This is a genomic window from Leifsonia sp. McL0627 (assembly GCF_058244615.1).
Genome location: NZ_JBZCGM010000003.1, coordinates 186,473 through 211,138, shown reverse-complemented (window position 1 = coordinate 211,138; position 24,666 = coordinate 186,473). Strand labels below are relative to the sequence as shown.

20 protein-coding genes and 2 pseudogenes are annotated in these 24,666 nt (G+C 68.0%); 7 read left to right on the top strand and 15 right to left on the bottom strand.

Going from position 1 to position 24,666, the window contains the following annotated elements; genetic code table 11:
• Positions 1 to 13 precede the first annotated feature (13 nt).
• From AC37TH_RS09200 to AC37TH_RS09185, 4 genes are all read left to right on the top strand, one after another.
• Positions 14 to 883, top strand: coding sequence for a class II fructose-bisphosphate aldolase (locus tag AC37TH_RS09200; protein ID WP_490764058.1), 870 nt, complete (start codon positions 14 to 16; stop codon positions 881 to 883).
• The gene (locus AC37TH_RS09195; RefSeq protein WP_490764057.1) at positions 880 to 1,665 is read left to right on the top strand and encodes a DeoR/GlpR family DNA-binding transcription regulator; all 786 of its coding nucleotides are present in this window, start codon (positions 880 to 882) and stop codon (positions 1,663 to 1,665) included. Before AC37TH_RS09200 ends, AC37TH_RS09195 begins: the two co-directional genes overlap by 4 nt.
• Entirely contained in the window at positions 1,666 to 2,826 is a 1,161-nt protein-coding gene (gene nagA / locus AC37TH_RS09190; protein ID WP_490764056.1) for an N-acetylglucosamine-6-phosphate deacetylase, read from the top strand. It abuts the gene before it with no gap.
• 297 nt (positions 2,827 to 3,123) lie between these two features.
• A complete protein-coding gene (locus AC37TH_RS09185) occupies positions 3,124 to 5,274 on the top strand; it encodes a sigma-70 family RNA polymerase sigma factor (protein ID WP_490764055.1) in 2,151 nt (716 codons plus the stop codon).
• On the opposite strand, the gene AC37TH_RS09180 is transcribed toward AC37TH_RS09185, so the two are convergent.
• From AC37TH_RS09180 to AC37TH_RS09165, 4 genes are all read right to left on the bottom strand, one after another.
• On the bottom strand, positions 5,261 to 6,505 hold the full coding sequence (locus AC37TH_RS09180; RefSeq protein WP_490764054.1) for an MFS transporter: 1,245 nt from the start codon (positions 6,503 to 6,505) through the stop codon (positions 5,261 to 5,263). The genes AC37TH_RS09185 and AC37TH_RS09180 overlap by 14 nt on opposite strands.
• 170 nt (positions 6,506 to 6,675) lie before the next feature.
• The gene (locus tag AC37TH_RS09175) at positions 6,676 to 8,148 is read right to left on the bottom strand and encodes a purine-cytosine permease family protein (protein WP_490764053.1); all 1,473 of its coding nucleotides are present in this window, start codon (positions 8,146 to 8,148) and stop codon (positions 6,676 to 6,678) included.
• A gap of 64 nt (positions 8,149 to 8,212) precedes the next feature.
• Positions 8,213 to 8,647 (bottom strand): type II toxin-antitoxin system VapC family toxin, encoded by a 435-nt coding sequence (locus AC37TH_RS09170; protein ID WP_490764052.1) that lies wholly within the window; start codon positions 8,645 to 8,647, stop codon positions 8,213 to 8,215.
• Complete coding sequence (locus AC37TH_RS09165) at positions 8,644 to 8,886, bottom strand: FitA-like ribbon-helix-helix domain-containing protein (protein ID WP_490764051.1); 243 nt, start codon at positions 8,884 to 8,886, stop codon at positions 8,644 to 8,646. Before AC37TH_RS09165 ends, AC37TH_RS09170 begins: the two co-directional genes overlap by 4 nt.
• A 66-nt stretch (positions 8,887 to 8,952) precedes the next feature.
• On the opposite strand from AC37TH_RS09165, the gene purU reads away from it, so the two are divergent.
• The 3 genes and pseudogenes from purU (at position 8,953) to nagA (AC37TH_RS09150) (ending at position 11,359) form a co-directional block, all read left to right on the top strand.
• Entirely contained in the window at positions 8,953 to 9,825 is an 873-nt protein-coding gene (gene purU, locus AC37TH_RS09160) for a formyltetrahydrofolate deformylase (protein ID WP_490764050.1), read from the top strand.
• A 19-nt stretch (positions 9,826 to 9,844) separates the two neighbouring features.
• Positions 9,845 to 10,207: a YrdB family protein gene (locus AC37TH_RS09155; RefSeq protein WP_490764049.1), complete on the top strand. Its 363-nt coding sequence runs from the start codon at positions 9,845 to 9,847 to the stop codon at positions 10,205 to 10,207.
• Positions 10,204 to 11,359, top strand: a pseudogene (nagA, locus tag AC37TH_RS09150) (N-acetylglucosamine-6-phosphate deacetylase). Before AC37TH_RS09155 ends, nagA (AC37TH_RS09150) begins: the two are co-directional and overlap by 4 nt.
• A gap of 45 nt (positions 11,360 to 11,404) precedes the next feature.
• Here the strand turns inward: nagA (AC37TH_RS09150) and AC37TH_RS09145 are convergent.
• From AC37TH_RS09145 to AC37TH_RS09095, 11 genes and pseudogenes are all read right to left on the bottom strand, one after another.
• A complete protein-coding gene (locus AC37TH_RS09145; RefSeq protein ID WP_490764048.1) occupies positions 11,405 to 12,982 on the bottom strand; it encodes an Ig-like domain-containing protein in 1,578 nt (525 codons plus the stop codon).
• A gap of 284 nt (positions 12,983 to 13,266) precedes the next feature.
• Entirely contained in the window at positions 13,267 to 15,381 is a 2,115-nt protein-coding gene (locus tag AC37TH_RS09140; RefSeq protein WP_490764047.1) for an Ig-like domain-containing protein, read from the bottom strand.
• A 315-nt stretch (positions 15,382 to 15,696) separates the two neighbouring features.
• Positions 15,697 to 16,482, bottom strand: coding sequence for a glucosamine-6-phosphate deaminase (gene nagB, locus AC37TH_RS09135; RefSeq protein ID WP_490764046.1), 786 nt, complete (start codon positions 16,480 to 16,482; stop codon positions 15,697 to 15,699).
• Entirely contained in the window at positions 16,483 to 17,379 is an 897-nt protein-coding gene (locus AC37TH_RS09130) for an ROK family protein (RefSeq protein WP_490764045.1), read from the bottom strand.
• Positions 17,376 to 18,929 carry a glycoside hydrolase family 3 protein gene (locus AC37TH_RS09125; RefSeq protein WP_490764044.1) on the bottom strand — a complete coding sequence of 518 codons (1,554 nt, stop codon included), beginning with the start codon at positions 18,927 to 18,929 and terminating at the stop codon, positions 17,376 to 17,378. The genes AC37TH_RS09130 and AC37TH_RS09125 overlap by 4 nt, the downstream gene beginning before the upstream one ends.
• Entirely contained in the window at positions 18,926 to 19,768 is an 843-nt protein-coding gene (locus AC37TH_RS09120; RefSeq protein ID WP_490764043.1) for a carbohydrate ABC transporter permease, read from the bottom strand. The genes AC37TH_RS09125 and AC37TH_RS09120 overlap by 4 nt, the downstream gene beginning before the upstream one ends.
• Before the next feature lie 50 nt (positions 19,769 to 19,818).
• Entirely contained in the window at positions 19,819 to 20,772 is a 954-nt protein-coding gene (locus tag AC37TH_RS09115) for a carbohydrate ABC transporter permease (protein WP_490764042.1), read from the bottom strand.
• Positions 20,773 to 20,866: 94 nt separating this feature from the next.
• Positions 20,867 to 21,412: a type 2 periplasmic-binding domain-containing protein gene (locus tag AC37TH_RS09110; RefSeq protein ID WP_490764041.1), complete on the bottom strand. Its 546-nt coding sequence runs from the start codon at positions 21,410 to 21,412 to the stop codon at positions 20,867 to 20,869.
• 43 nt (positions 21,413 to 21,455) lie between these two features.
• Entirely contained in the window at positions 21,456 to 22,220 is a 765-nt protein-coding gene (locus AC37TH_RS09105) for an extracellular solute-binding protein (RefSeq protein ID WP_490764040.1), read from the bottom strand.
• 102 nt (positions 22,221 to 22,322) lie between these two features.
• Positions 22,323 to 23,533: pseudogene (locus AC37TH_RS09100) on the bottom strand (ROK family transcriptional regulator).
• Between the two features lie 83 nt (positions 23,534 to 23,616).
• Complete coding sequence (locus AC37TH_RS09095; protein WP_490764039.1) at positions 23,617 to 24,639, bottom strand: Lrp/AsnC family transcriptional regulator; 1,023 nt, start codon at positions 24,637 to 24,639, stop codon at positions 23,617 to 23,619.
• Positions 24,640 to 24,666: the final 27 nt, after the last annotated feature.

The following is a 24,666-nucleotide window of genomic DNA, read 5'->3' as shown; positions in this document are numbered from 1 at the left end:
CCAGAAGGAAGCCATGCCGCTCGTCTCCACCGCCGACCTGATGCACTCCGCCGCCGCCAGGCGGACAGGGATCGGCGCTTTCAACGTCATCCACCTGGAGACGGCGGAGGCGCTCGTCGCCGCCGCCGAGGAGACGCGGCTGCCCGTCATCCTGCAGATCTCGCAGAACTGCGTCAGCTACCACGGCGGCCTCGAACCGATCGCCAGGGCCACCATCGCCGTCGCGGCGAGCTCTCAGGCGCACGTGGCCGTGCACCTCGATCACGCGGAAGACGAAGAGCTCACCCGCCAGGCCATCGACCTCGGTTTCGGCTCCGTCATGTTCGACGGCGCGAAGCTCGACTACGACCGCAACGTCGAGGCCACCATCCGGGTGGTCGACTATGCGCACGCGAACGATGTGTTCGTCGAGGCCGAACTCGGCGAGATCGGCGGGAAGGACGGCGCGCACGCGCCAGGCGTGCGCACCGACCCTGACGAAGCGCGCCGGTTCGTGTCGGAGACCGGCGTCGACGCCCTGGCCGTCGCGGTCGGCAGCTCGCACGCGATGACCGAGCGGACGGCCTCCCTCGACCTCGACCTGATCGGCAGACTGCACGCGGCTGTGCCCGTTCCCCTCGTGTTGCACGGCTCGTCGGGCGTGTCGGATGAGACGATCGTCTCAGCGATCCACTCCGGCATCACCAAGGTCAACGTCTCCACCCACCTCAACCGCTTCTTCACGGAGGCTGTGCGCGGCTACCTCTCCGCGCATCCGGAGGTCGTGGACTCGCGCAAATACCTGCGCGAAGGGCGCACCGCGGTGGCTGGCGAAGCGGCACGTCTTCTTGCGCTGTTCGCTGTCGAGCAGTCGCCCACCCGAACGGAGACTGAACGGCCATGAACAGAGCTGAGCGGCTGAACACGGTGCTCGACCTGCTCGCGGAGACGGGTCAGCTCGAGGTCGACGACCTCGTGGCGAAACTCGACATCTCCGCGGCGACGGCCCGTCGCGACCTCGACGCCCTGGCGTCCCAGCAATTGCTCACCCGCACGCGCGGCGGAGCCGTCGGGCAATCGGTCGCATACGACCTCCCGATCAGGTACAAGAAGGAGCAGCACGCTCCGGAGAAGCTGAGGATCGCGCAGGCGGCGAGCGCGCTCGTGCCGCGCGGTGCCGTCGTCGGCCTCTGCGGGGGGACGACGAGCACCGCTGTCGCCACGGTGCTCGGTTCGCGTCCCGACCTGATGGAGCCGTCCCCGCACCCCAACCTCACCGTGGTGACGAACGCCATCAACATCGCCGCCCAGCTCGTGATGCGGCCCCAGATCAAGACGGTCGTCACCGGCGGCGTCGTGCACGCCCGCTCCTACGAGCTGGTCGGGCCGTACAGTGACGTGGTGCTGGAGAAGATCACGATGGACATCGCCTTCATCGGCGTGAACGGGATCGACCCGCTCATCGGCGCCACCGTCCACGACGAGGGCGAGGCGAGCGTGAACTCGCTGATGGCCCGCCGCGCAACACGCGCGGTCGTCGTCGCCGACTCCAGCAAGATCGGGCGGAAGGCGTTCGCGACGCTCGGCGGCCCGAAGGTGATGAACACGCTCATCACCGACGACGGCATCACCCCCGAGCAGCGAGCCGCCTTCGCCGAGGCGGGCTTCGAGGTTATCGTCGCTTAAATGGCCGCGCACGTCATCCACTCCGCCCGCCTCGTCAGCGAGGGCCGCATCCTGCACAACGGCTGGGTCCGTTTCGAGGGCGACACGATCGCCGAGGTGGGCACCGGCGACGACTGGCGCGTCTCCGTCGCCGGCGACCAATCGGATGCGGTCACCGACGCGGACGGCGCGTGGCTCACCCCCGGATTCGTCGACATCCACAACCACGGCGGAGGCGGAGCGTCGTTCGACGACGGCGATGACAGCATTCTCACCGCGCTCGCACTGCACCAGAAGCACGGCACGACAAGGTTCGTCCTCTCTCTCGTCACCGCTCCGGTGGAGGACCTGGCGGTGCGGGTGGCCGGTGTCGCAGCGCTGATGCGCGATGACCAGCGCATCCTCGGCTCGCACCTCGAAGGCCCGTTCCTGGATGTCGGGCACAAGGGCGCCCACGACCCTGCCCTCCTGCGACCGCCGACCGCCGCCGACATCGAGGTCCTTCTCGCCGCAGCGGGTGGCACACTGAGGCAGATCACCATCGCCCCCGAACTTCCGGGCGGCCAGGACGCGATCCGCGCCTTCACAGCCGCCGGCGTCGCGGTCGCCGTCGGCCACACGGGCGCCGACTACGAACAGACGCTCGCGGCGTTCGATGCGGGGGCGAGCATTCTGACGCACGCCTTCAACGGGATGGACGGCATCCACCATCGCGCTCCGGGTCCGGTGGCCGCCGCGACGCACACCTCCGGTGTCACGCTGGAGATCATCAACGACGGCGTCCACGTGCATCCGGAGGTCGTGCGGATGGCGTTCGCCTCCGCTCCGCGACGCGTGGCCCTGATCACCGACGCGATGGCCGCGGCAGGATCGAGCGACGGCGACTACATCCTCGGCTCCCTGGCCGTCGAGGTGCGCGACGGCGTCGCTCGCCTGGCGGAGGGCGGCTCGATCGCCGGGTCGACGCTCACACTGGACTCCGCGCTGCGGCGTGCCGTCACCGAGGTCGGCCTCCGGGTCGAGGATGCGGTGTTCGCGCTCACCGAGACCCCCGCCGCCGCGATCGGTCGCGGAGACGACCTCGGCAGGCTCTCGGCCGGGTATGCGGCGGATGCTGTGCTCCTCGACGACGACTTCCACGTACTGCAGGTCTTCACGGCGGGAGCGCCGCTGGCGCGCTGATCCGCACTGAGCCGGGCGGTGGGCCGGGCGCACGCCCGACCCACCGACGTTCCGCGATGCGCGGATCCCCCAGGTTTGACGGACGTTCGGGTCGACCATCAAACGGCGACGGAGTGGACCGAATAGAGAGCACCCCGCGCGGTGATCGGCCGTCCAGCTCTGACGGCCTCATGAGAAGAGACGCAGACTCCCGGCGATTATGACGCTGATTCTGAAAGAACTTTCTCGAAGTCCTTCCGTGTCTCCTTCTGGAAGATATATCGGACTTCTCTCAGCCGCCTCCGCCAGAATGGCGGGATGCCCCCCGTGACCGAGCAGCCGGACTCTGCGCTCGTCGAGCTGACCAGGGGCGGAGACGCGGAGGCGTTCGCCGAGCTGTGGAGGCGGCACTCCCGCGCCGCCCGCGCCGTCGCTCGCTCGCAGACGTCGACCTTCGACGCAGACGACCTCATCTCCGAGGCGTACGTCAAGATCTACCAGGCCATCGCCGCGGGGGGCGGCCCGACCGCGGCCTTCCGCCCTTACCTCTTCACCACAGTCCGCAACCTCGCGGCGTCGTGGGGCAGGTCCAGGCACGAGATGGCGTACGACGAGATGGAGGCGGTCGAAGATCCCGCCTTCAGCGAGAGCGCGACGATGGAGGCGCTCGACCGGTCACTGACGGCGAAAGCGTTCCACTCGCTGCCGACCCGCTGGCAGGAGGTGCTCTGGTACTGCGAAGTCGAGAGCCTGACCCCGCAGCAGGTCGCACCGCTCTTCGGGATGACACCCAACGCAGTCGCCGCCCTCGCATACCGTGCCAGGGAAGGGCTCCGACAGGCCTGGATCCAGGCGCATCTCGCGACGCTCCCGGAGGGGTCCGACTGCCGCTGGACCACGGAACGTCTCGGCTCGTACGCGCGCCACGGACTCGGCAAGCGGGACACCGCCGCCGTCGAGGCGCACCTCCGCGAATGCGCGAAGTGCACGATCGTGGCGTCAGAGGCCTCCGAGGTCGGCTCCAGGCTCTCGCTGGTGCTCCTTCCACTGACGCTGGGCATCGGCGGGGCCGCCGCGTACTCCGCCTGGCTGCAGTCGGGGGCCGGCACCGCCGCATACGCTTTGGGCGCGTCCGGTGCTGTCGCTCCCGGTTCCGCAGCGCCGACGCCGGGCACGGGTGGGTCCGCCGGCGCGGGCGCGAGCGCTGGATCGAGCGCAGGATCTGGTGGAGTGCTCGGCATCGGTCTCGCGATCACGGGTGTGCTCGTCGCTGCGTCAGTCGCCGCCGGGTTCGTCTTCGGCCCCCTGCTGTTCGCAGACACGTCCAGATCCGTCTCCGCCGATCGTGCCGTGCAAAGCCAGGAGCCGCCGGCCGATTCGTCCGCGCCGTCGTCGACGGACCCCCAATCCGCTACCATCCCGCAACCGGCCCCGCCCGACCCCGTGACCCCCGTGCTCACCGATCCCGGGGCCGGCGAGCCGACGGCCGCGCCGGTCGTGACCGGCCCTGCTACTCCGGCGGCTCCTTCAGCTCCGACGTATCCGGCGACTCCGGTACCGACGATCACCCCGACTCCAGCACCCACTCCGCCCGCTACGCGTCCCCCCACCGCGCCGACCGTGAACGCGCCGCTCGGGCAGACAGAGACCGCCGCGACCACCCTCCCCGCGTCCGGCACAGCCGCTCCGAAGGCGAAGATCGTCGTCTCGGCGGTGTCGGCGTCGACATCGGCGGGGACATCGGTTGCGACTGCATCCGCCTCGTCCTCTGCTACGGCATCGATCGTGGTCGGCTCCACCAGCGCGGATGCAACGGGAGCCTGGACCCTCACCCTCGATCTCTCCACGCTCGGCGACGGCGCGTGGTCGCTCGGCTTCGTCCAGGCGACCGCTGCCGGCACGTCCACGGCGGCGAGTTCCATCGTCACGATCGACCGCACGGCGCTGGCACCCGTGCTGGCCGCGCCCGACACCGGCTCCGGCGCGTACGCCGGGCTCCTCTCCCCCGTCCTGTCCGGCACGGCGGAACCGGGGGCGACGGTCGAGGTCTCCGACCACGGGATCGTGCAGGCCACGGTCACCGCAGCCGCCGACGGAACGTGGACCACAGACCAGCTCACCGGGGTGCAGCCGGACTTCTCGGTGAGCGCACGGCAGACGGACAGACTCGGAAACGTCTCGGTGTCGTCAGCGCCGGTCGCCGGCTCCGTCGCCGTGCCGCAGGTCACGATCGAGCCGCTGCCCAACCGGCGGTTCCTGCTCACGGTCACCGGTGTTCCTGGTGCGGAAGTCAGGCTGTTCGCGGACGGGAAAAGGGCGTCGAACGTCTTCCGGCTCGATCCGTACGGGCACACCTCCGAGCTGCTCCGCTGGGGCCTGGACGACACGCTCGCGCACCGGTTCGGGACGGCCTATTTCGTCGGCGACCGACGTGGCGTTCTCGTCGACCAGCCGGTCACGCTGTTCTGACGTCCTCCGTCTGGGCCCGCGCATCCGCTGTCCGTGCTGGACGGGTCATCCGTCCGATCACGATCACGAGCACGAGCGACATTGCGAGCAGCCCGATGTAGACGTACGGGAGCACCATCAAACCACCGGCGTCGAAGATCAGCGCACCGATCAGCGCACCGCCGCCGATTCCGATATTGAACGATGTCGTGTACAGCGCACTCGCCGTATCGCGGAACGCCGCGGACGACGAGTGCAGCAGCCTGGTCTGCAGCAGCGGAGGCAGAGCGCCGAACGCGAGACCCCAGACGACGAACGCGATCAGCGCGATCACCGGCTGCGCAGCGAACGCGGCGAGCGCGGCGACGGCAACGCCCGTGACCACCAGCGCGATGATCAGCCCGAACTGCGGCGTGCGGCCGAGCACCGAGCCGGCGAGCACCAGACCGGCCGCGCCCGCGATGCCGTAGAAGAACAGCAGCCCGCCCACATCGCCGGAGGCGACGCCCATCGGTCCGGTCAGGAACGGGACGACGAACGTGTAGAACGTGTAGTGCCCGACCATCGTGACCGCGGCGACCAGACACACCATCACGACGGCGACGATCGTCGCATCCCTGGGTCGTGCCGGGCGTTCGGAACGCGGGACGCCGCGCGCACGGCGCGGTCGCGCGTCCACCTCGCGCTCCACCTTCGGAAGCAGCTTCCACACGAGCAGCGCCCCGACCAGCATGAGGACTGCGAGGAACGCGAACGACAGTCGCCACCCGAACGCGTGTCCGGCGAACGTGCCGAGCGGAACGCCGAAGACGAACGCGAGCGTGCCGCCGCCGAGCGTGATCGACACGGCGCGACCGATCTGCTCCTTCGGCACGAGGTGGCCTGCGTACGCACCGACGATCGACCAGAACAGACCGTGCGCGACCCCGCCCAGGATGCGCGAGGCCACGACGAACGCGTAGTCGGGCGCCACCGCGGTGAGCACGTTCGACAGCCCGAGGGCGATGAGGATGCCGACGATCATCGCGTGGCGCGGCCAGCGCTTGGTCAGCGCGGTGAGCGGCGTGCTGGTGACGACGACGGTGAACGCGAAGACGGTGACGAGCAGGCCGATCTGGGCCTCGCTCACCCCGAGTGACGCGCTCATGTCCGGCAGGAGTCCTGTCGGGATCATCTCGCTGGTGACGGACAGGAAGACGGCCGCGGCGAGGGCGAGCAGCCCAGCCCAGGGGAATCTCTGTGAAGTATTCATTGGCAGACGTACTATCCAACGAACGGCGTTCCCCGCCCATTCCGGTCGCCGATGCGGCAGGACTTCGGATGGCGGGTCGACTACGCGCCGATGTGCGCGCCCAGGGCAGGTGATTCGAGCCACCGGCCACGGACGAGTCTACCCGATGAGCGCCGGGACGACTCTGGCCGTCACCGTTCCTCCTGGCGGCGAATCGCCGCGCGGGAGAAGAGCACGGTGCCGAGGAAGCCGATCACCAGCGCGACCAGCACGCCGAGGTTCGCGTACGCCCAGTCCCCCGACGTGCCGCCGAGTCCGAGCGGCCCGAGGAGGTAGCCCTGCCAGGCGAGCCAGGTCGCCGACGCGTTCGTCACGAGCCCCCAGCCGATGGCCGTACCGATCACGATGAGGGCGATGGGCAGCCAGCGGACGCTGCCGTATCGTCCCCGCCGGTCGTAGAGGTCGGCCTCCGCGTAGTCGCGCTTCCGCACGCTGATGTCCGCGATGAAGATCCCGCACCAGGCGGCGATCGGCACGCCGAGCGTGATCAGGAAGCCCTGGAACGGCCCGAGGAAGTCGTTGGCGAAGAACACGACGTAGACGGCGCCGGCCGTCATGATCACGCCGTCGATCCCGGCGGCGACGTAGCGCGGCGCCCGCAGGCCGGCGCTCAGCAGCGCCAGGCCCGACGAGTAGATGTCGAGCACTGCGCCACCGACCAGACCGAGTACGGCGACGATCACGAACGGCACCAGGAACCAGGTCGGCAGCAGCGACGCGAGCGCGCCGATCGGGTCGGCGGCGATGGCCGTGCTGAGCTTCTCCGACGACCCGGCGAGCAGGATCCCGAACACCAGCAGGATGATCGGAGCGAGCGACGAGCCGAACGTCGTCCAGCCGACCACGCCTGCGCTGCGCGCGGAACGCGGCAGATACCGCGAGTAGTCGGCGGCGGCGTTCACCCAGCCGAGACCGAACCCGGTGAGCATGAACACGAATCCGCCCACCACATGCGGAGCGTCCCCGGCCGGGAGGGCGGAGATCGCGCCGAGGTCGATGTGGCCGAGTACCAGGACGATGTACAGCACGGTCAGGACGCCGGTCACGATGGTGATGACCATCTGCATCCGCATGATCAGGTGGAAGCCGATGACCCCGCCAGCGATGATCAGCGCAGCGACCACGATGAGCGCGACCACCTTGGTCACGACGCCGCCCTCCCAGCCGAGCTGCGTGAACACTGTCGCCGTGGCAAGAACGGCGAGCGCCGTGAGCACCGTCTCCCAGCCGACGGTGAGCAACCAGGACAGCACGGAGGGCACTCTGTTGCCCTCGACGCCGAACACCGCCCGGCTGAGCACCATCGTCGGCGCCGATCCGCGCTTGCCTGCGAGGGCGATGAACCCACAGAACAGGAACGAGATGACGATGCCGACGATCCCGACGATGGTCGCCTGCCAGAACGAGATGCCGAACCCGAGCAGGAACGATCCGTAGCTGAGTCCGAACACCGAGACGTTCGCGCCGAACCACGGCCAGAACAGGTCGCGAGGGCGTCCCTTCCGCTCGCTCTCGTGGATGGTGTTGAGCCCGTTCAGTTCCACCCCGAGGCCGGACGCCGGTGCCGTCGGGACGTCGGGGGTGTCTTCGCCGGTGGTGGTCATGCACCGATCCAACGGCACGGCGGCCTGTCGCGTCAATGTCTTCATTGGACGCGCATCCAACGGTTCAGTACATCGGGGGCGCCGTCCACGGGTCGACGACCTCGACGCCGGTGTGGTCGAAGTCGGCCGTGTTGCGGGTCGCGACGGCAGCGACCCCGGAGGCGAGCGCGGTCGCGGCGATCATCGCGTCCGCCATGCTCACGGGCAGCCCTCGCTCCGAGCGATCGACGAGCACCCTGGCGTACTCCACAGCGGCGAGCGCATCGAACGGCAGGATCCGCCCGCCGAACTCGATGTCGAGCAGTTCTCCCACCGCGTGGGCGAGACGCGCCTTGCGCTGCCCGTTCGGCAAGCGCTGCACGCCGTGCAGCAGTTCGGCGGCGGTGACAGAAGTGATGAACACGCCGTCAGTGATCTGCCCGTCGAGCCAGTCGATGACGTTCTGGTCGGCTTCGCGTTTCATCAACTCCGACACCACGTTCGTGTCGAGCACGATCACCAGAACTCAGCGCCGCGGGGCGCCTCCTGCGACCTCTCGACCGGCTCCCAGTCCAGACCGCTGAATCGTGCGCGGATACGCGACCCGAGCAACCCGGTCCCGTACTCCAGCTGCGAACTGACTGCGGCAGCCAGAATGACCCTGGCCTCCGCCTCCATAGACCGCCCGTGTTCGGCGGCGCGCGCGGCGAGGGCGTCTTTGGTGCCCTCGTCGAGGTTGCGAACAGTAATGGTGGCCATCCCTCTCTCTTCTCCCCCTACGGTGCTAGCATAACGCTAGCACTGTACCTTCGCTACCCTGAACACGTGAACCCCTCCGCCGCCGCCCAGCAGCCCAACCACTGGGTCCTCACCTTCAGTTGCGCAGACAAGCCGGGGATCGTGCACGCGGTCAGCGGCGCGATCGTCGCCGCACGGGGCAACATCACCGAGAGTCAGCAGTTCGCCAGCACAGACACCGGTCGCTTCTTCATGCGCCTGCAGGTCGAGTCGGCGGCCGACAGGGCCGAATTCGAGCGCGCCCTTGCTCCCGTCATCGAGCAGTTCGGGATGCAGCACCGCGTCGACAACGTCGGCCGCCCCCTGCGCACGCTCGTCCTCGCATCCACGGCCGCACACTGCCTCAACGACCTGCTGTTCCGCCAGCGCGCCGGACAGCTGCCGATCGACATCCCGCTCGTGCTCTCCAACCACGGCACGCTCCGCGACCTCGCCGGCTTCTACGGCGTCCCCTTCGAGTCTCGGCCCGTGACGGACGCGGCGAGCAAGGCGGCATTCGAGGCCCGCGTGATCGAGGCCGTGGACGAGCACGACATCGAACTGGTCGTCCTCGCCCGCTACATGCAGATCATCTCCCCCGAGTTGTGCGAGCGCCTGACCGGGCGCGCCATCAACATCCACCACTCGTTCCTCCCCGGCTTCAAGGGCGCGAACCCGTACCGCCAGGCGCACGCCCGCGGAGTCAAACTGATCGGTGCGACAGCCCATTTCGTCACGAGCGACCTCGACGAGGGCCCGATCATCGAGCAGAACGTGGTCAGGGTCGACCACTCGCGCACCGTGCAGGAACTGGTCGCGATCGGCCAGGACGAGGAGAGCCGCACGCTCACCCAGGCGGTCAAATGGTTCGCGGAGGACCGCGTGCTCCTCGACGGCGCCAGGACGATCATCTTCCGGTAGCCGCAATAGAATGACTCCCGTGACCTCCGCACAGCCCCAGCAGAACGACATCAAGGTCGGACCGAACGACGTCCTCCGGTTCGTGCTCGAGCTGTTCGCGATCTTCTCGCTCGGCTTCTGGGGCTTCGTGGCCTGGCCGCTGCCGTGGAACATCGTCGTGGGCATCCTCGCGCCCGCCATCGCCATCGTGCTGTGGGCGCTGTTCCGGTCTCCGAAAGCCGTGCTGCACGTCGATCCGTTCGTGAAGGCCGTCGTCGAGATCGTGGTCATGGGTTCGGCGGCGCTGGCCTGGTGGGACCTCGGCCAGCCGATCGTCGCGGCCGTGTTCGCCGTCGTCGCGACCGCGAGCGGCATCGTCAGCGGGCGCAAAGAGTTCTCATGACCGACTTCGTCGTCCACAACGCCCGCAAAGTGGATGCGGACGGGCTGGTCGACGCGTTCTGGCTGGTCGCCGACGGCGACACGATCGTCGCCACGGGGTCGGGAACCGGCTGGCACACCGCAGCACAGGCAAGCGGCCGCGAGGTCGTCGATGCACGAGGGCACTGGCTCACGCCAGGCTTCATCGACCTGCACTGCCACGGCGGAGGAGGTCACCCGTTCGACGACGGACCGGAGGAGATGCTCGCGGGGCTCGCGACGCACCGCGCTCACGGCACGACGCGCTCGCTCGTCTCGCACGTCGCGAACCCGCTCGCCTCGCTACGCGAAAGCCTCTCGATCGTCGCCGACCTCGCCGCTGACGACCCACTGGTGCTCGGCTCGCACCTCGAAGGCCCGTTCCTCGCGCCGGAGCGTCGCGGAGCACACGACGCAGCATTTCTCCGCGAGCCGGGCCCGGAGATGGTCGAGGAGCTCATCGGAGCGGCCCGCGGCACCATGCGCGTCGCCACCATCGCTCCGGAACTGCCGAACGCCCTCGAGTCGATCGGGGTGCTCATCGAAGCCGGCGTCGTCGTCGGCGTCGGTCACACCGCGGCTGACTACGTGGAGGCGGCGAAGGCCTTCGACGTCGGCGCGCGCCTCCTCACCCACGCCTTCAACGCGATGAACGGCATCCACCACCGTGCGCCTGGTCCTGTCGTCGCAGCATTCGAGAACCCTGAAGTCACCCTGGAGCTCATCCTTCGACGGCCTGCACGTGCATCCACTGGTTGCCAAGCTCGCTTTCGACGAAGCACCGGGCCGGGTCGCCCTTGTCACGGATGCGATGGCCGCGGCCGGGGCGACCGACGGCGATTACCGGCTCGGTGGACTCAACGTCTCCGTCCGCCACGGGCTGGCCGTGCTGTCCGGCACCGAGACGATCGCCGGCTCGACACTCACTCAGGACATCGCGCTCAGGAACGCCGTCACCCTGGTTGGGCTGGATCCTGCTCGGGCGGTTGAAGCCCTCACCCTCACACCCGCGCGGGTGCTCGGCGAGGCGCACCGGTTCGGCCGGCTTCGCGCCGGATACGCGGCCGACCTCGTGCTCCTCGACCACGACTGGACGGTCACACGCGTCATCGCCGACGGCCGAACGCACGAATGACCCGACCCCCGGCAGGGGTCGGGCCACTCGTACCGCGCTCAGCGCTCAGTTGACGTAGTAGTCCATCGCGACGCTGCCGAGGTTCACACCGTCGAGCAACTGGACCGCGGTTCCGACGTAGCGACCGGTCGCGAGGTCGAAGTCGGCCGTGGCGGTCCACTGTCCGTTCGCGCCGACGACCGCCGAGGCGACGGTGCGGCCGGAGCTCCCCGTGATCGTCACGGTGGCGCCGGCCTGGCCGGAACCGGTGTAGACCACCTTCGGGCCGTCTGCGTCCGCGCCGATCCGCGGGCTGGTCACGACCAGACCCTGCGCGATGGTGTAGTCGATGTCTGCCACCTGGGCGCGCTCATCGTTGTGCGTGTGCGTCGCCGATGCGACGTAGCGACCGGCGCCGAGCTGAAGCTGCGACGTGGCGGACCAGGTGCCGTCGGCTGCGATCGTGGTGGACGCGACCATGCGGCCGCTGTTTCCACGGATCTCAACGGTGGCTCCTGGCGTGCCGACACCGGTGAACACCGGGGTGTTCGTGGCGACCAAGGCGCCCGTCGCCGGCGAGGTCACACTGAACTTCTGAGCCGGGACCACGTACACGGTGTACGACAGGGCGGCGTGGGTGGTGGCTCCACCGGGTACTGTCTGCGTGACGGTGCCGGCGTAGTGGGCGTTTTCGAGCTCGACCGTCGATACGACCGACCAGGCTCCGGAGGCGTCGACTGTGGTCGCCGCGAGCAGCTTTCCGCTGCTGCCCCGGACGTGGATGACCGCGCCGGGCTCACCCGTTCCTGTGAAGACCGGACTCGCCGAGTCGACTTCGGACTCGAGCGCCGGCGACGTCACGACCACGGCCGCCGCAATCTGCGCGGCGATGGCGATCCTGAAGGTGACCGCTGAGGTTGTCACGGCGGACACGCCGGCGACCGACTGCGACACGGTCGCGGTCACAGCGCCGTTGACGAGAGTCGCATGCGACGCGACCGTCCAGGTGCCGTCTGCCGCGACCGTGGTGGTGGCGAGCTCAGCGCCGTTCGCGGCCTTCACGACAATGGATGCGCCGGTCTCGCCCGTGCCGGAGAACACCGGCTTCGCCACGGTCACCGTCGAGCCGGAGACCGGAGCCATCACGCTCACCGGAATCGGCGAGGCTCCGACGTTTACGCCGAAGTAGTGGTTGACCGAGGTGGTGCTTGCACCGTTCGGCCCGGTGTAGTCGAACCGGACGGCGTGTGGACCGTTGCTGAGGTCGACGGACGAGGCGACGGACCAGGTGCCGGCTGCGTCACTGCTGGCCTGGGCGATGAGAGCGCCGTTTTCGAAGACACGGACGACCGAGTCCGGCTGGCCGGTGCCCTGGAAGACCGGACGGTGGGTGTCGACCGTCGCGCCGTATCCGGGAGCTGTGACGGCGAACGGGAAATCGGCCTCCCGGCTGATCGTGGACGAGTCGGCCGGCGAGGTGATCGCCGGCACCTCTGCCGTCGCCGGCACCTCCGCCGACGCGGGAGCCGACAGGGCCAGTCCGGTCGCGGTGACGAAGATGGCCGACGCTGCGGCGACGCTGGAACGGGCGACACGGAAGGCGGCGCCCCTCGGGACGCTGCCGTGCTGGGTGTTTTTGCGCATGGAGATGCGGTATTCCTTTCGATGCCGGCGATCGTCCTAGGGTGACGACGCGAGCGGTCGGGCTGGGGATCGTTCCCCGGTGTGGGTTGAGCGCGTCCAGATCGTGTCCGACCTTCGCTGCCCGTTCCGTGCATTTAATATGCCACGTTTGGCGTACTGATTGTTACATGCATGTATCTTCAGCGCAAAATTTCGAAGCGTTCAAGCCATCGGCTGAGGCCCGAGCGTTGAGGGGCAAACGTGTGGCCCGGCCCCCGATGGGAGCCGGGCCACATGTTCATCGCTTAGTCGAGAATGGTGTAATCCATGCTCACCACGTTGATGGTCTCGCCCTCGTACGAGTGGACCATCGTTCCGAGGTACCAGTTCACGACGAAGTCGAAGCTCGCCTCCACAGACCACGTTCCGTCGGCACCGACGACGGTCGAAGCGACCACGCGTCCCGAGTTTCCGACGATCTGAACGGTCGCGTCCGGCTCACCGGTTCCGGTGTATGTGGGACGCGGGCCGGACACGATCTGCTCGATCGCCGGGCTGGTCACCGTGGCGTTCTTCGCGATGCGGTAGTCGAGCGCCTCGATCTTGACGTCGCCGCCGATCGCCTGCGAGACCGTTCCGATGTAGCGCCCTGCGGGGAGGGTGAGCGTGGACGTCGCCGACCAGTTGCCCTCTGCATCGACCGTTGCGGTTGCAACGATGCGGCCGGTGCTGCCCGTGACCTGAATGTCTGCGCCCGGGGTGCCGGTGCCGAAGTACGTCGGGGTCTTGCTCACGAACAGGCCGTTGTGCACCGGCTTGGCGACCGCGAACTCGATGACAGGGGCCGCCTCGGCGATGGCGACCGTGTAGCGCAGAGCATCCTTCGTGGAGGATTCGCCGAAGGTCTGCTCGACGGTGCCGATGTAGAGGCCGTTGATGAGAGCGATGCTGGACGTAGCCGACCACTTTCCGTTCTCGTCGACGGTCGTCGTCGCGAGCACCCTGCCGGTGCTTCCACGGACGGTGATAGTTGCGCCGGGGTGTCCGACACCCGAGTAGACCGGGTTGATCTCCGCGATGACTCCGTTGGTGGCCGGCGAGACGATGGAGACGGGCGTCACCGGGATCTCGACGTCGACCGAGTACGCGGCTGATGCCGTGCTCACGTCGGTTCCGCTGGTCTGCGTGATCGTGACCGTGTGGTCGCCGTTGGCGTGCTCGATGGAGGACACCAGCGACCAGGTACCGTCAGCGCCGACCGTGGCCGCGCCGTGCAGAGCGCCGTCGGCGGTGCGTGCCTCGATCGCGGCGTCGGGGTGTCCCGTGCCGGAGAAGGTCGGCTTCGTGACCGCAAGAGCGGCGCCATCGGACAGTGCGTCAACGGTCACGGGTGCCACGACCACCGGCGCGGTGGCGGGAGCCTTCCAGAGCACGCTGCCGACCTGCACGCCCTCACTCAGAATTGCGGGGTTGTATGAGACGAGCGAGCAGTCCTGCGGAGCTGCCGGGCTCGAGCTGGTCGCCTGCGGCCAGATCATGAGCTTGTAGTAGCCAGGGGCGTCGAGGGCGAACTTTCCTTCTGCCGCGAGCACAACACCCATCACGCCAGCCGCGTGGTCGGGAATGGCGATCTGCTTCGGCGCCGGCGTGACGGAGGCCGCTTCTCCGTTGTCGCCACGGACGAATTGGTAGTAGACCGAGTCGGTCACGTTGCAGCCAGTGGCCGCGGAACGGCCCGAGTTGATCGCATCCACGTGGAAGAGCCTGCCGTCGAGCTCACCGGAGCTGTTCTCCGTGACCACGTTGCCCCAGCCGGCCTGCGAGTTGGGACCGACGTAGCCTGCAAGGCCCACCGTGGTGAGGTCCCAGGCCTGCACGGCGGCCGGAACGCCCGTCGCGGCGTTCCTGCCGACGTTGGTGACCGTGTGCTTAGCGGTCACGACGGAGCCGTCGGCCAGCGTGACCCGCACGGCCATCGGGTATGCGACCGACGTCGTCACCGCGGGGACAGTAGAGTCGCCGCGTGCGCCGATGTAGAGCACGTCTTCGTCGCCGTCGTGCATCGTGTGCATGATCGAGTACGCCTGGTCGAAGGACACCTGAGCGTTGGCGAGCTTCGTCAGAGGGGTCCAGAAGAGGGGGTCGGCCGGCAAGGAGTTGAACTCGACCAGCCGCGGGACGGTGCCGGCCGGCACGCGGACGGTGAAGTCGGCACGCCACTCGTCGCTGTATGTGGACATCTGCTCGGACCAGCCGAGCATTTCGATTGCCGGCTTGTCGATCACGTCGGCCGAGGCCGGAGCGGCGAGCGCGAGTCCGGTCGCGGTGACCAGAACGGCTGTCGCCGTGGCGACGCCTGCGCGGGCCGCACGGAATGCCAGGCCCTGCTGCGGGCTGGGCTTCGGGGTGTTCTTTCGCATGTGAAAGCGATTCCTTTCGGCGCTTGGCCGACCTAGGGTGCCGGCTCAAACTATTCGGGACGAGGCGTCATGCCTCAGGGGTTTCAGAAAGCGGCGGGATCGGGCCGTGCGGCCCGGGCGCTTTCCGGGGGTTTCGGTGAGTGGGGTTTCGCTCGCCGATATGAGTATCCTGACACATATATTGTCTTCCGCGTCTGTAATGTCGCACTTATCCAATCAACTCTCAGGTTTGAGATTCAATATTCCAGAAACAACGAAGCGTGGCGCACCCGCTCGGGTGCGCCACGCTTCGTGAGTTCTGGGGAGAGTCTGCGACTACAGCTTCTGCCAGGCCGGCTTGTTCGCGTACGCGTACCGGTAGTAGTCGATGTTCTTCAGCCGGGATGCCGCCGCCTCGTCCACCAGAACGGTCACGTGCGGGTGCAACTGGACAGCCGACCCCGGGTTGCTCGCGGAGACGGGCCCCTCGACGGCGCCGGCGACCGCGTCGGCCTTGCCTTCGCCGAAGGCGAGCAGCAGCAGGTGACGCGCCCGAAGGATGGTCGACAGCCCCTGCGTGATGCAGTGCATCGGGACGTCGGCCTCGGAGTCGAAGAAGCGTGCGTTGTCTCTGCGGGTCTGCTCGGTCAGCGTCTTGACGCGCGTGACGGAGGCGAACGAGGAACCCGGCTCGTTGAAGCCGATGTGCCCGTCCGTCCCGATGCCGAGGATCTGCACATCCACCCCGCCTGACTCGGCGATGGCCTTCTCGTAATCCGCTCCGGCGTGCTCGATCGTGTCGATCGCACCGTTCGGCACGTGGATGAGCGACGGCGTGAGCCCGAGCGGCTCGACGACCTCGCGGCTGATCACCGAGCGGTAGCTTTCCGGGTGCCCTGCCGGGAGGCCGACATACTCGTCCAGGGCGTACCCGCGAACGTGCGAGACGTCGACGCCGGACGTCTGCACCTTCGCCGCGAGGGCGCGGTACAGCGCGAGCGGCGTCGATCCGGTTGCCAGGCCGAGCACAGCATCCGGCTTGGCGGAGATCAGATCGAGAATGCTCTGCGCTGCGAGCTCTCCCGCTGCTGCCTGATCGGGGACGACGACGATTTCAGCCACTTAGTTCTCTCCTACGAGTGCGGCGCCGAGCGCCGCGACGGGTGAATCTTCCGGGACGAGGCGCACGCGGTCCGGCAGGGAGAGCGACGCCAGGAACGGCGAGCTCTTCGCCCAGGACTCGAGCACTTCGTGGACGTCGCAAAGCAGGCGGTCCCCGAGATGACTGAGTCCACCGCCGATCACGACGGAGTCGACGTCGACGGTCAGCACGAGAACACGCACAGCAGCTGCGATGCCCTCCGCCAGCCTAGCCTTGATGGCCCTGGCGTTCCGGTCGCCATCCGCCGCTGCGGCGAACAACGAGCGAACGGGAAGTGGATCGCCGGTGCTCCACTGCCGGGCGACACCGGACCCGCTCGCGACCGTTTCGAGGCACCCCCGCTGACCGCAGGCGCAGAGGGCGCCGTTCGGGTCGACGGGGATGTGGCCGATCTCGCCTGCGATGCCGTTCCTCCCCCTCCACAGCCTGCCGTCGACGACGATCCCTGCGGCCATCCCCGTGCCGAGGTTGAGGTATGCCATCGTACCGGCGAGCCCGAGCAGGTGGTACGCGCCGAGCGCCGCCGCTTTGACGTCGTTCTCGACGCGGACGCCGACGCCGAGCCGTCCGGCGAGCTCGCCGCCGAGCTCCAGCCGCTCCAGCCCGAGGTTGACCGCGTGGGCGACCTGCCCGGACGCACTGTCGACGAGCCCGGGGATGCCGATGCCGATCGAGTCGAAACCGGTGACGGGGAGCCCGGTGAGCTCACCGATCCTGGCCACGGCGGAGACGGCCGTCTCGACGACGGCGATCGAACCGAAACCGGTGGCGAGCCGGATGCGCTGAGCGAGAGCGCCGGACTCGTCGACGGCGACCGCGTCCGTCTTCGTCCCGCCGATGTCGATCCCGAGTCTCACGAGCCGGGGCCGAGCAGGTCGAGGAGCGCCCGTCCGACGAGCCTCGAAGCGCCGAACGTCGCGATGTCCGCATATGCACGGTCGTCGCTCGGCCAGCCCATGTCGACGACGAGCACGCTGTCCCGCTCCGCCCGCAGCCGGTCGATGGCTTCCCTGGCGAAGGCGTGCCGGTGGTTGTCCTTGCCGATGACGAGCACAGGAGACTGCGCAGCGAGCACCAGGTCGGGATGGTCTCCCTCGGTGAACTCGACGGTGGGGTTCGCCGAGAACGCCGCGGCGAACTGCGAGCCGGGCTCGGCGGCCACCTCGGCGAACGGCCCCCACGGAGCGACGCCGACGGCGATGTTCGCGACGGTGTCGATGCGGACGACCGAATACGGTCCGGTGTGGCTGCGCATCCACTCTGCTGCACGCTCGGAGATGTCGAACGTACTGAGCGCGACCACCACATCGGACGGGTCGAGCCTGCCGGCGGGAGCGTCGACGGGAACAGGCACCGCGGCCTGCTCGGCACGGAGCTCTGCCGTCAGGGAGAGCACGCGTGCTGCAGCCTCGTCGACCCTGGCGGCGGAAAGCCGTCCGTCGTCGATCGCCGCGAGGATCGCGTCCTCGATCTCGGAGAGCTGCTCGTCGGTGTTCTCCGTGCCGATGCAGAGCAGGTCGCAGCCGGCGGCGAGCGCCAGGACGGCCGCCTCCGGGATGCCTCGCTCGCCGCTCGCGCCCTTCATGTCGAGGGCGTCGCTGACGACGACTCCGCCGAAGCCGAGTTCGCCGCGCAGCAGCCGCTCGATGATGGTCGGACTGAACGTCGCCGGGCGTTCGGCGTCGAGCTGCGGCAACAGGATGTGCGAGGTCATGATCGTGCGGGCGCCTGCCTCGATCACGGCACGGAACGGCCGCAGCTCACGGTCGCGGAGTTGCTCGACGGTGAGGTCGACCTCCGGAAGCACGAGGTGCGAGTCCTGCGCGGTGTCGCCGTGGCCGGGGAAATGCTTGGCACACACGGCGACACCGGCCGACTGCAGCCCGCGGGTCCACGCGGCGCTCTGCTCGGCCACCAGCTCCGGAGACGAGCCGAAGCTGCGCACGCCGATGACGGGATTGTCCGGGTTGGAGTTGATGTCCACATCCGGCGCGAAGTCGAGATTGCACCCCGCCTGGCGCAGCTCCCAGCCGACCCGGCGCGCGACCTGCTCGGTGTACCCGGGGTTCCCGAGGCGTCCGAGCACGGCGTTGCCGGGATACGGCGAACCCGTCTCGTAGTAGAGGCGGGTGACGTCTCCGCCCTCCTCGTCGATGGCGACCACCGCATCCGGGTTGGCCGCGTAGATCGCATCGGTGAGTTCGCGCAGCTGCGCCACAGAGACCACGTTCGGGCCGAACACGCACACGCCGCCGAGGCCGTCACGCAGCCGGGCTTCGAGCCAGTCGGGCAGCGTCGTCCCCACGAAACCCGGAAGGAGGGTCGCCGCGATCCGGCGGCGGAGGCCGCCTGACGCGTCTCCCGGTTCTGTGGTGATCTGCTGTTCTGTTGTGCCGGGGCCGCTCACCCCTTCACCGCCCCGCTGACCAGGCCACTCGTCATCCTGCCCTGCACGAAGAGGAAGAAGATGATGACAGGAACGGCGACGAGGGTCGACGCCGCCATGACCTGACCCCAGTCCGTCGCGCGGGACGCCGACTGCTGGATGAAGCCGCGCAGCCAGAGCGGGAGCGTCTGGCTGGAGTTCTCCTGAAGGATCACGAGCGCGACCGTGAACTCGTTCCACGCCTGCAGGAACGCGTACACTCCGGAGGCGATGAGCCCGGGTGCGAGCAGTGGGAACGTGATGCGCATGAACGCCTGCGTGCGGCTGAGGCCGTCGACCATCGCCGCCTCTTCGAGGTCGGCGGGGATGCCGGCGACGAAGCCGCGGAGCATCCAGATCGTGAACGGCACGACGGCGGCGATGTAGATGATGCTGACGCCGACGACCGTGTTCAGCAGATTAAGGCTGCCCATCAGCTTGTACTGCGCGATGAAGAGACCTTCGGCCGGCAGCATCTGGATGAGCAGCACGGCCAGCACGAACGACTTGCGGCCGCGGAACTTGAAGCGGCTGATCGCGAGCGCCGCGAGGAACGCGAACAGGATGCAGAACACGACGGTGACCACGGCGATGATGACGCTCATCCCGAGTGCGGGGAAGAAGGTGCCGCCGTTGATGACCTCGGCGAAGTTGTCGAACGATCCGCCGAACGGCAGCCAGGTGGGCGTGGTGTTCTGCAGGACGACGTTCGGCAAGAGGGACGAGTTGACCATCCAGTAGACGGGGAACACCCAGATCAACGAGATGACGACGCCGACGATCCCGAGAATGACGCGAGACGGCTTGATCCTGTGTTTCATCCCGGCTGCCAAGCGTTCGGCTGGCGCCTCACGCGTTGCCGATGTACTGGTCACGATTCGTCCTCCTTGAGCAGGTTGCGCACGTAGAACCAGCTGATCGCGATGGTCAGGATGAGCACGAAGACGCTGACGGCGCTGGCCATCGCGAAGTCGCTCGATCCGACGCCGAGCTGGTAGATGTATGTGCCGAGCAGGTTGGTCTCGCTGGCGATCGAGCCTTTGTCCTGCAGCAGTTTGATCTGGGCGAAGACCCGGAGGTCCCAGATGACCTGCAGCAGCAGCACGATTCCGAGCACCGGCCGGATGATCGGCAGGATGATGTACCGGAGGCGCTGGTAGCCCTTCGCGCCATCCATCTGGGCGGCTTCGAGCACCTCGCCGGAGACCTGGGTGAGCCCGGCGAAGACGGAGAACGCCACGAACGGCACGCTCATCCAGACCACGATGATCATCGCGACGAAGAAGAAGGAGAGCGGGTTCTGCAGCCAGTTGTGGTTCTGGTAGTCGAGACCCCACGAGGTGAGCGTGTAGTTCACGATGCCGCGGCGCCAGTCGAACAGCCAGTTCCAGACCGTCATCGCCGCGACGACGGGCATGGCCCAGGCGAGCAGCATCGAGATCTGGATGACGATGCGCACGCCCTTGTTGACGGCGTTCATCAGCAGGGCCATTCCGACGCCGATGATCACGGTCACGGCGGCCGTGACGAGACAGAACGCGATGGATCGTGCGACGACCGTCCACATGTACGGGTCGGAGAAGAGGGTGACGTAGTTGTCGAACCACACGAACGGCGCCGGCTGGCCGAACTGCTGCGCGAGCCCGAAGCTCTGCATCGACGTGATGAGCTGCCACACGATCGGGTAGCCGAGCGCGAGGATGAGGATCGCGACGGAGGGGATGAGCAGGACGTACGGGGTGAACTGGCGCTTTCGTCTGCGCGGCTGCGCAGCGGGACGCTCCGGCCGGGAGGTGGCCTGGGCGGCATCCTGTGTCGTTGTCACGTCTGTCCTCCTTCCTGAGAGAGTGTCTGGGGGCAGGCCCGGGGCGCGGAAGGTCTTTCCGCGCCCCCGTCCTGCTCATGGTGCGTGTTCGGTGTTACTTACCAGTCTTGACGTTCATCAGAGCGTTGAGCTTGGTGTTGTACTCCTGGGCGAGGCCCTTGAGGTCGGTGGAGTCCTTGATCTTGCTGAAGAACTCCTCCATCACGTTGGCCGCCTCGACGGACGCCCAACCAGGCGCCGCCGGGGTCAGCTTCGAGTTCGACGCCGACTCGATGAGAGCCTTCGCGAACTGGTCGTCGCCGAGCGAGGAGGTGTACTTGCTGTTCGCAGGGCCGAGGCCGTTCTTGCCGAGCATCTCCTGGTAGTCCTTGGAGAAGATGATCTTCAGGAGCGTCTTCGACAGGCCGGGGTTCTTGGTCTTCGCCGAGATCCCGATGTTGGAGCCACCGGCGAACACCGGAGCCGGCTTGCCGTCGTTGCCCGGCAGCACGAACGTTCCGAACGTGTTGTCGTTCCAGGTGCGGACGACCTTGCCGTCCTTGGTGGAGGCATCGCCGATCGACCAGTGCGCCCAGCCCGGTGCCATGATCGTCGCGGCTGCGAGCGAGGTGTCACCGGTCTTGTTGCCGTTGGCGTCCACGGTCTGGTCGCTGTCGTTCAGGTAGATGTACTGGTTCGAGTCCTTAGCGTCGTTCGGCGCCTTGGATGCGTTCTTGTAGATGTCCTGAAGCTGCTGCAGACCCTTGAGCGAACCCTTCGGAGTCGAGCGTCCCGACCCACTTGCCGTCCTGCTTCTTCGCAATGTCCCCGCCGTTGGCGAAGATCCACGAGATGCCGTTGCGCCAGTCCTGACCGCCGAGGAAGAAGCCGGAGAAGTCCGCGATCCCCTTCGGGTTCTTGGCCGTGATGGTCGCGACGTCGGTGTTGAACTGGTCGAGCGTGGTCGGCACAGAGACTCCGGCGGCCGACCAGACGTCCTTGCGGTAGAACGCGTAGCGCGAACCGAAGTAGTACGGCAGCGTGTAGTTCTTGCCGTCCACCTTTCCGGCCTCGACGAAGGACTGGAGGAGGTCGGAGCCGCCGAGGTCCTTGTACATGTCGGAGACGTCGAGGAAGGCGCCCACGTTGGTGAAGGTCGGCGACTGGGTGTTGCCGATCTCGGTCACGTCCGGCGTGTTGTTCGCGTCGGGGAGCGAGGTCGTCAGCTTGGTGACGATGTCTCCCCAGTCCTGCTGCTGGATGTTGAGGGTGGCGCCTGTTTCCTTCTTGAACTCGCTCTTCAGGTAGGTACGGAGAGCGTCAGGAGTGTCAGGGCCGACGAGCCACAGGGTGACCGTCTTGCCTTTGCCGTCCGTGCTCGGGGCGGTTCCTCCGCCGGAGGCGCATCCCGCGAGCACGAGAGCGGAAGCCGTAGCCACAGCGGCGAGGCCGACGAGCTTTCTCTTCATTGCTGTTCCTTTCGTAGTGAATGGGGCTTTCTTGGGTGGTCAGTGTGTGCGATTGCCACACCGTGGTGCTGGGGTCGTTGTGCGTGATCGGGCGGTGCTGTGTTACGAGACCCCGAGTTGTCCGGAGAGGACGAGTACGGCCGCGCCGCGCAGGACGATGTCCTGCCCGAGCGTGGTCATCCGGAGCGTGAGCGTGGCGTGGTTCTCTGCCATCGTCCTGTTCCGGAGCGTGTCGACGGTCGCCTCTGCGAGAGGGCCGTCAAGCAGGTGGGTCGGGCCGCTGAGCACGATCTCCGACAGATTGAGCGCGCCGACGACAGGCGCGAGCGCGATTCCGAGGCGTTGCCCCGCTTCTCGCAGGATGGGGGTCGCATCCGATCCGGCCGCCTCGGCCTCGCTGATGCGCTCCTGCAGTCGCGGAACGCTGAGCCAGTGCTCGAGCACCTGGTCGCGGTTGTACGTCGTCTCCAGCCCCAGGTCGGTGCCGACCATGACCTGGCCGATCTCGCCTGCCGCGAAACGGCTGCCGTAGACGAGCGCACCGGCGACGATGAGGCCCGCGCCGATGCCGTGCCCGACGGTGATCAGCATGAGGTCGCCCGCCGCGTCGCCGTAGCCGTGCTCGGCGAGGACGGCGACATTCGCGTCGTTGGCGACGACCACGGGAAGCCCGGTGCGCTCGTGCAGACGCTGCTGAACGCGCTCGTCGACCCAGCCGAGGTTCGGCGCCGTGAGCACGGTCCCGCTCAGGTCGACGACACCGGAGACCCGACGCCGATGCCCAGGATGGGGGCGGTCGCCGCGGCGACGAGCCGGTCGACCAGCTGCGCGACCTTGTCGTACGCCGCCTCGCCCGTCGCGCCGTCGAGAGGCACGTCCGCCCTGTCGAGGATGCCGCCGTCGATGTCGAGGACCGCGCCGCGGAACATCGCGTGGTCGCTGAGGTCGACGCCGACGATCTGGTATGCGCTCCGGTTGATGTCGAGGAGCACGGCGGGCTTGCCAGGGCGTGCGGCCTCGCGCTGCCCGAGCTCGACGACGAGCCCCTCCGCCAGCAGTTCGGCGACGAGGTCGGAGACGGTGACGCGGGTCAGTCCGGTCTCGCGGGCGATGTCGGCGCGGCTGCGCTCCCCCGCACGGTACAGCGTCTGCAGTACCAAGGAACGGTTGTGGGTCCGGGCGTGCTCCGGGAGGACCTTGGCACTCGGCCGGAGCGCCCGGCCCGGCGCGAATCCGCGGCCCGCCGGCGTCGGCAGCGCAGCCCCATCCGCGGTCCCGACCGCGGTGCTTCGCTGCACATCCGACGTGTTCATGTTTGTTAGTAAAGCTTACGAACAAAAGACGCGCAAGTCTTCAACGCCATTTCGTTTCGTGTTTACCCACTCGTAACAAACGATTACAACGACGGGAACTCGATCGGCACCGCGCCGACCGACCGGCCCTCCGCATCCAGGAGGTGGCCCAACCGTTTATCCGTGCGCGTCGACAGCGTGCGGTGGTGCACAACGGCATCTGGGATGTGCAGAACGAGGTCCGCCTCGACTCGCTGCAGCTCGGAGAGATCGCGCACCCACAGCGTCGCCAGCAGGTTGAACGAGCCGATCACCTCGGCGCTCAGCCGGCACGAGCGTTGCTCGGCGACGAACCGGGCGGCCTCGGACAATCGCGGAGCGGGGACGCTCACCGCGAGAGATGCCTCCCTGTGCGCGGCGTCGAACCGGCGCGCACGGTCGCAACGGAGAGTGGCGACGCCGCGATCCAGGAGCGCGTTGGTGTGCCGACGCGCTGTCTGGGAGGAGAGGCCCAGTTCGAGGCCGAGCTGCTCCCAGGTCATCCGTCCGTCGCGCGTGAGAGCGTCGACGAGTCTCGCCTCGACGCGCCGCCGCCCGGTCGGAGCCTTCCTGTCCTCCGGACGCAGGCTCAGCGCCTGATCACGCGCGATCGCCCCGGACCGCCACTCCGTGCCGTGCCGCAGCACCTGGGTCGTCACGAGCAGCTCCTTGCGCTGGATGCCTTTGACGGCCGCCAGCCCGGTGCTCACGGCATCGGGCAGCGACGACAGCGACTCCGCGAAGCAGTCGATCATGAGGTCGTACTCGCCGGTGATCCGCGAGATCGTGGCGAAGACAGGATGCACGGACAGTGCCGCGATCGCCTGTTCGAGTTCACGGGGATCGACGGCGATGAATAGGAAGGCGCAGCCTGCGTCGGCCACGAAGGTGTGGCCAGGGGCGACGGTCACCCAGACGTCGCCCTCGGCCGACAGCGCCGACCATCGACGTGCAACCGTGGTCGGTGCCAGGTCCAGCGCCTCGCCGACGGCACGCCACTCGGCGCGAGGGTTCACCTCGAGTGCACCGATCACAGCGAGGTCCACCTCGGAAGGATCGGCGGATTCCTGCGTCAAGCCTGTGCTCATGTCCGATTCCTGCATTCTGTCCGGCAC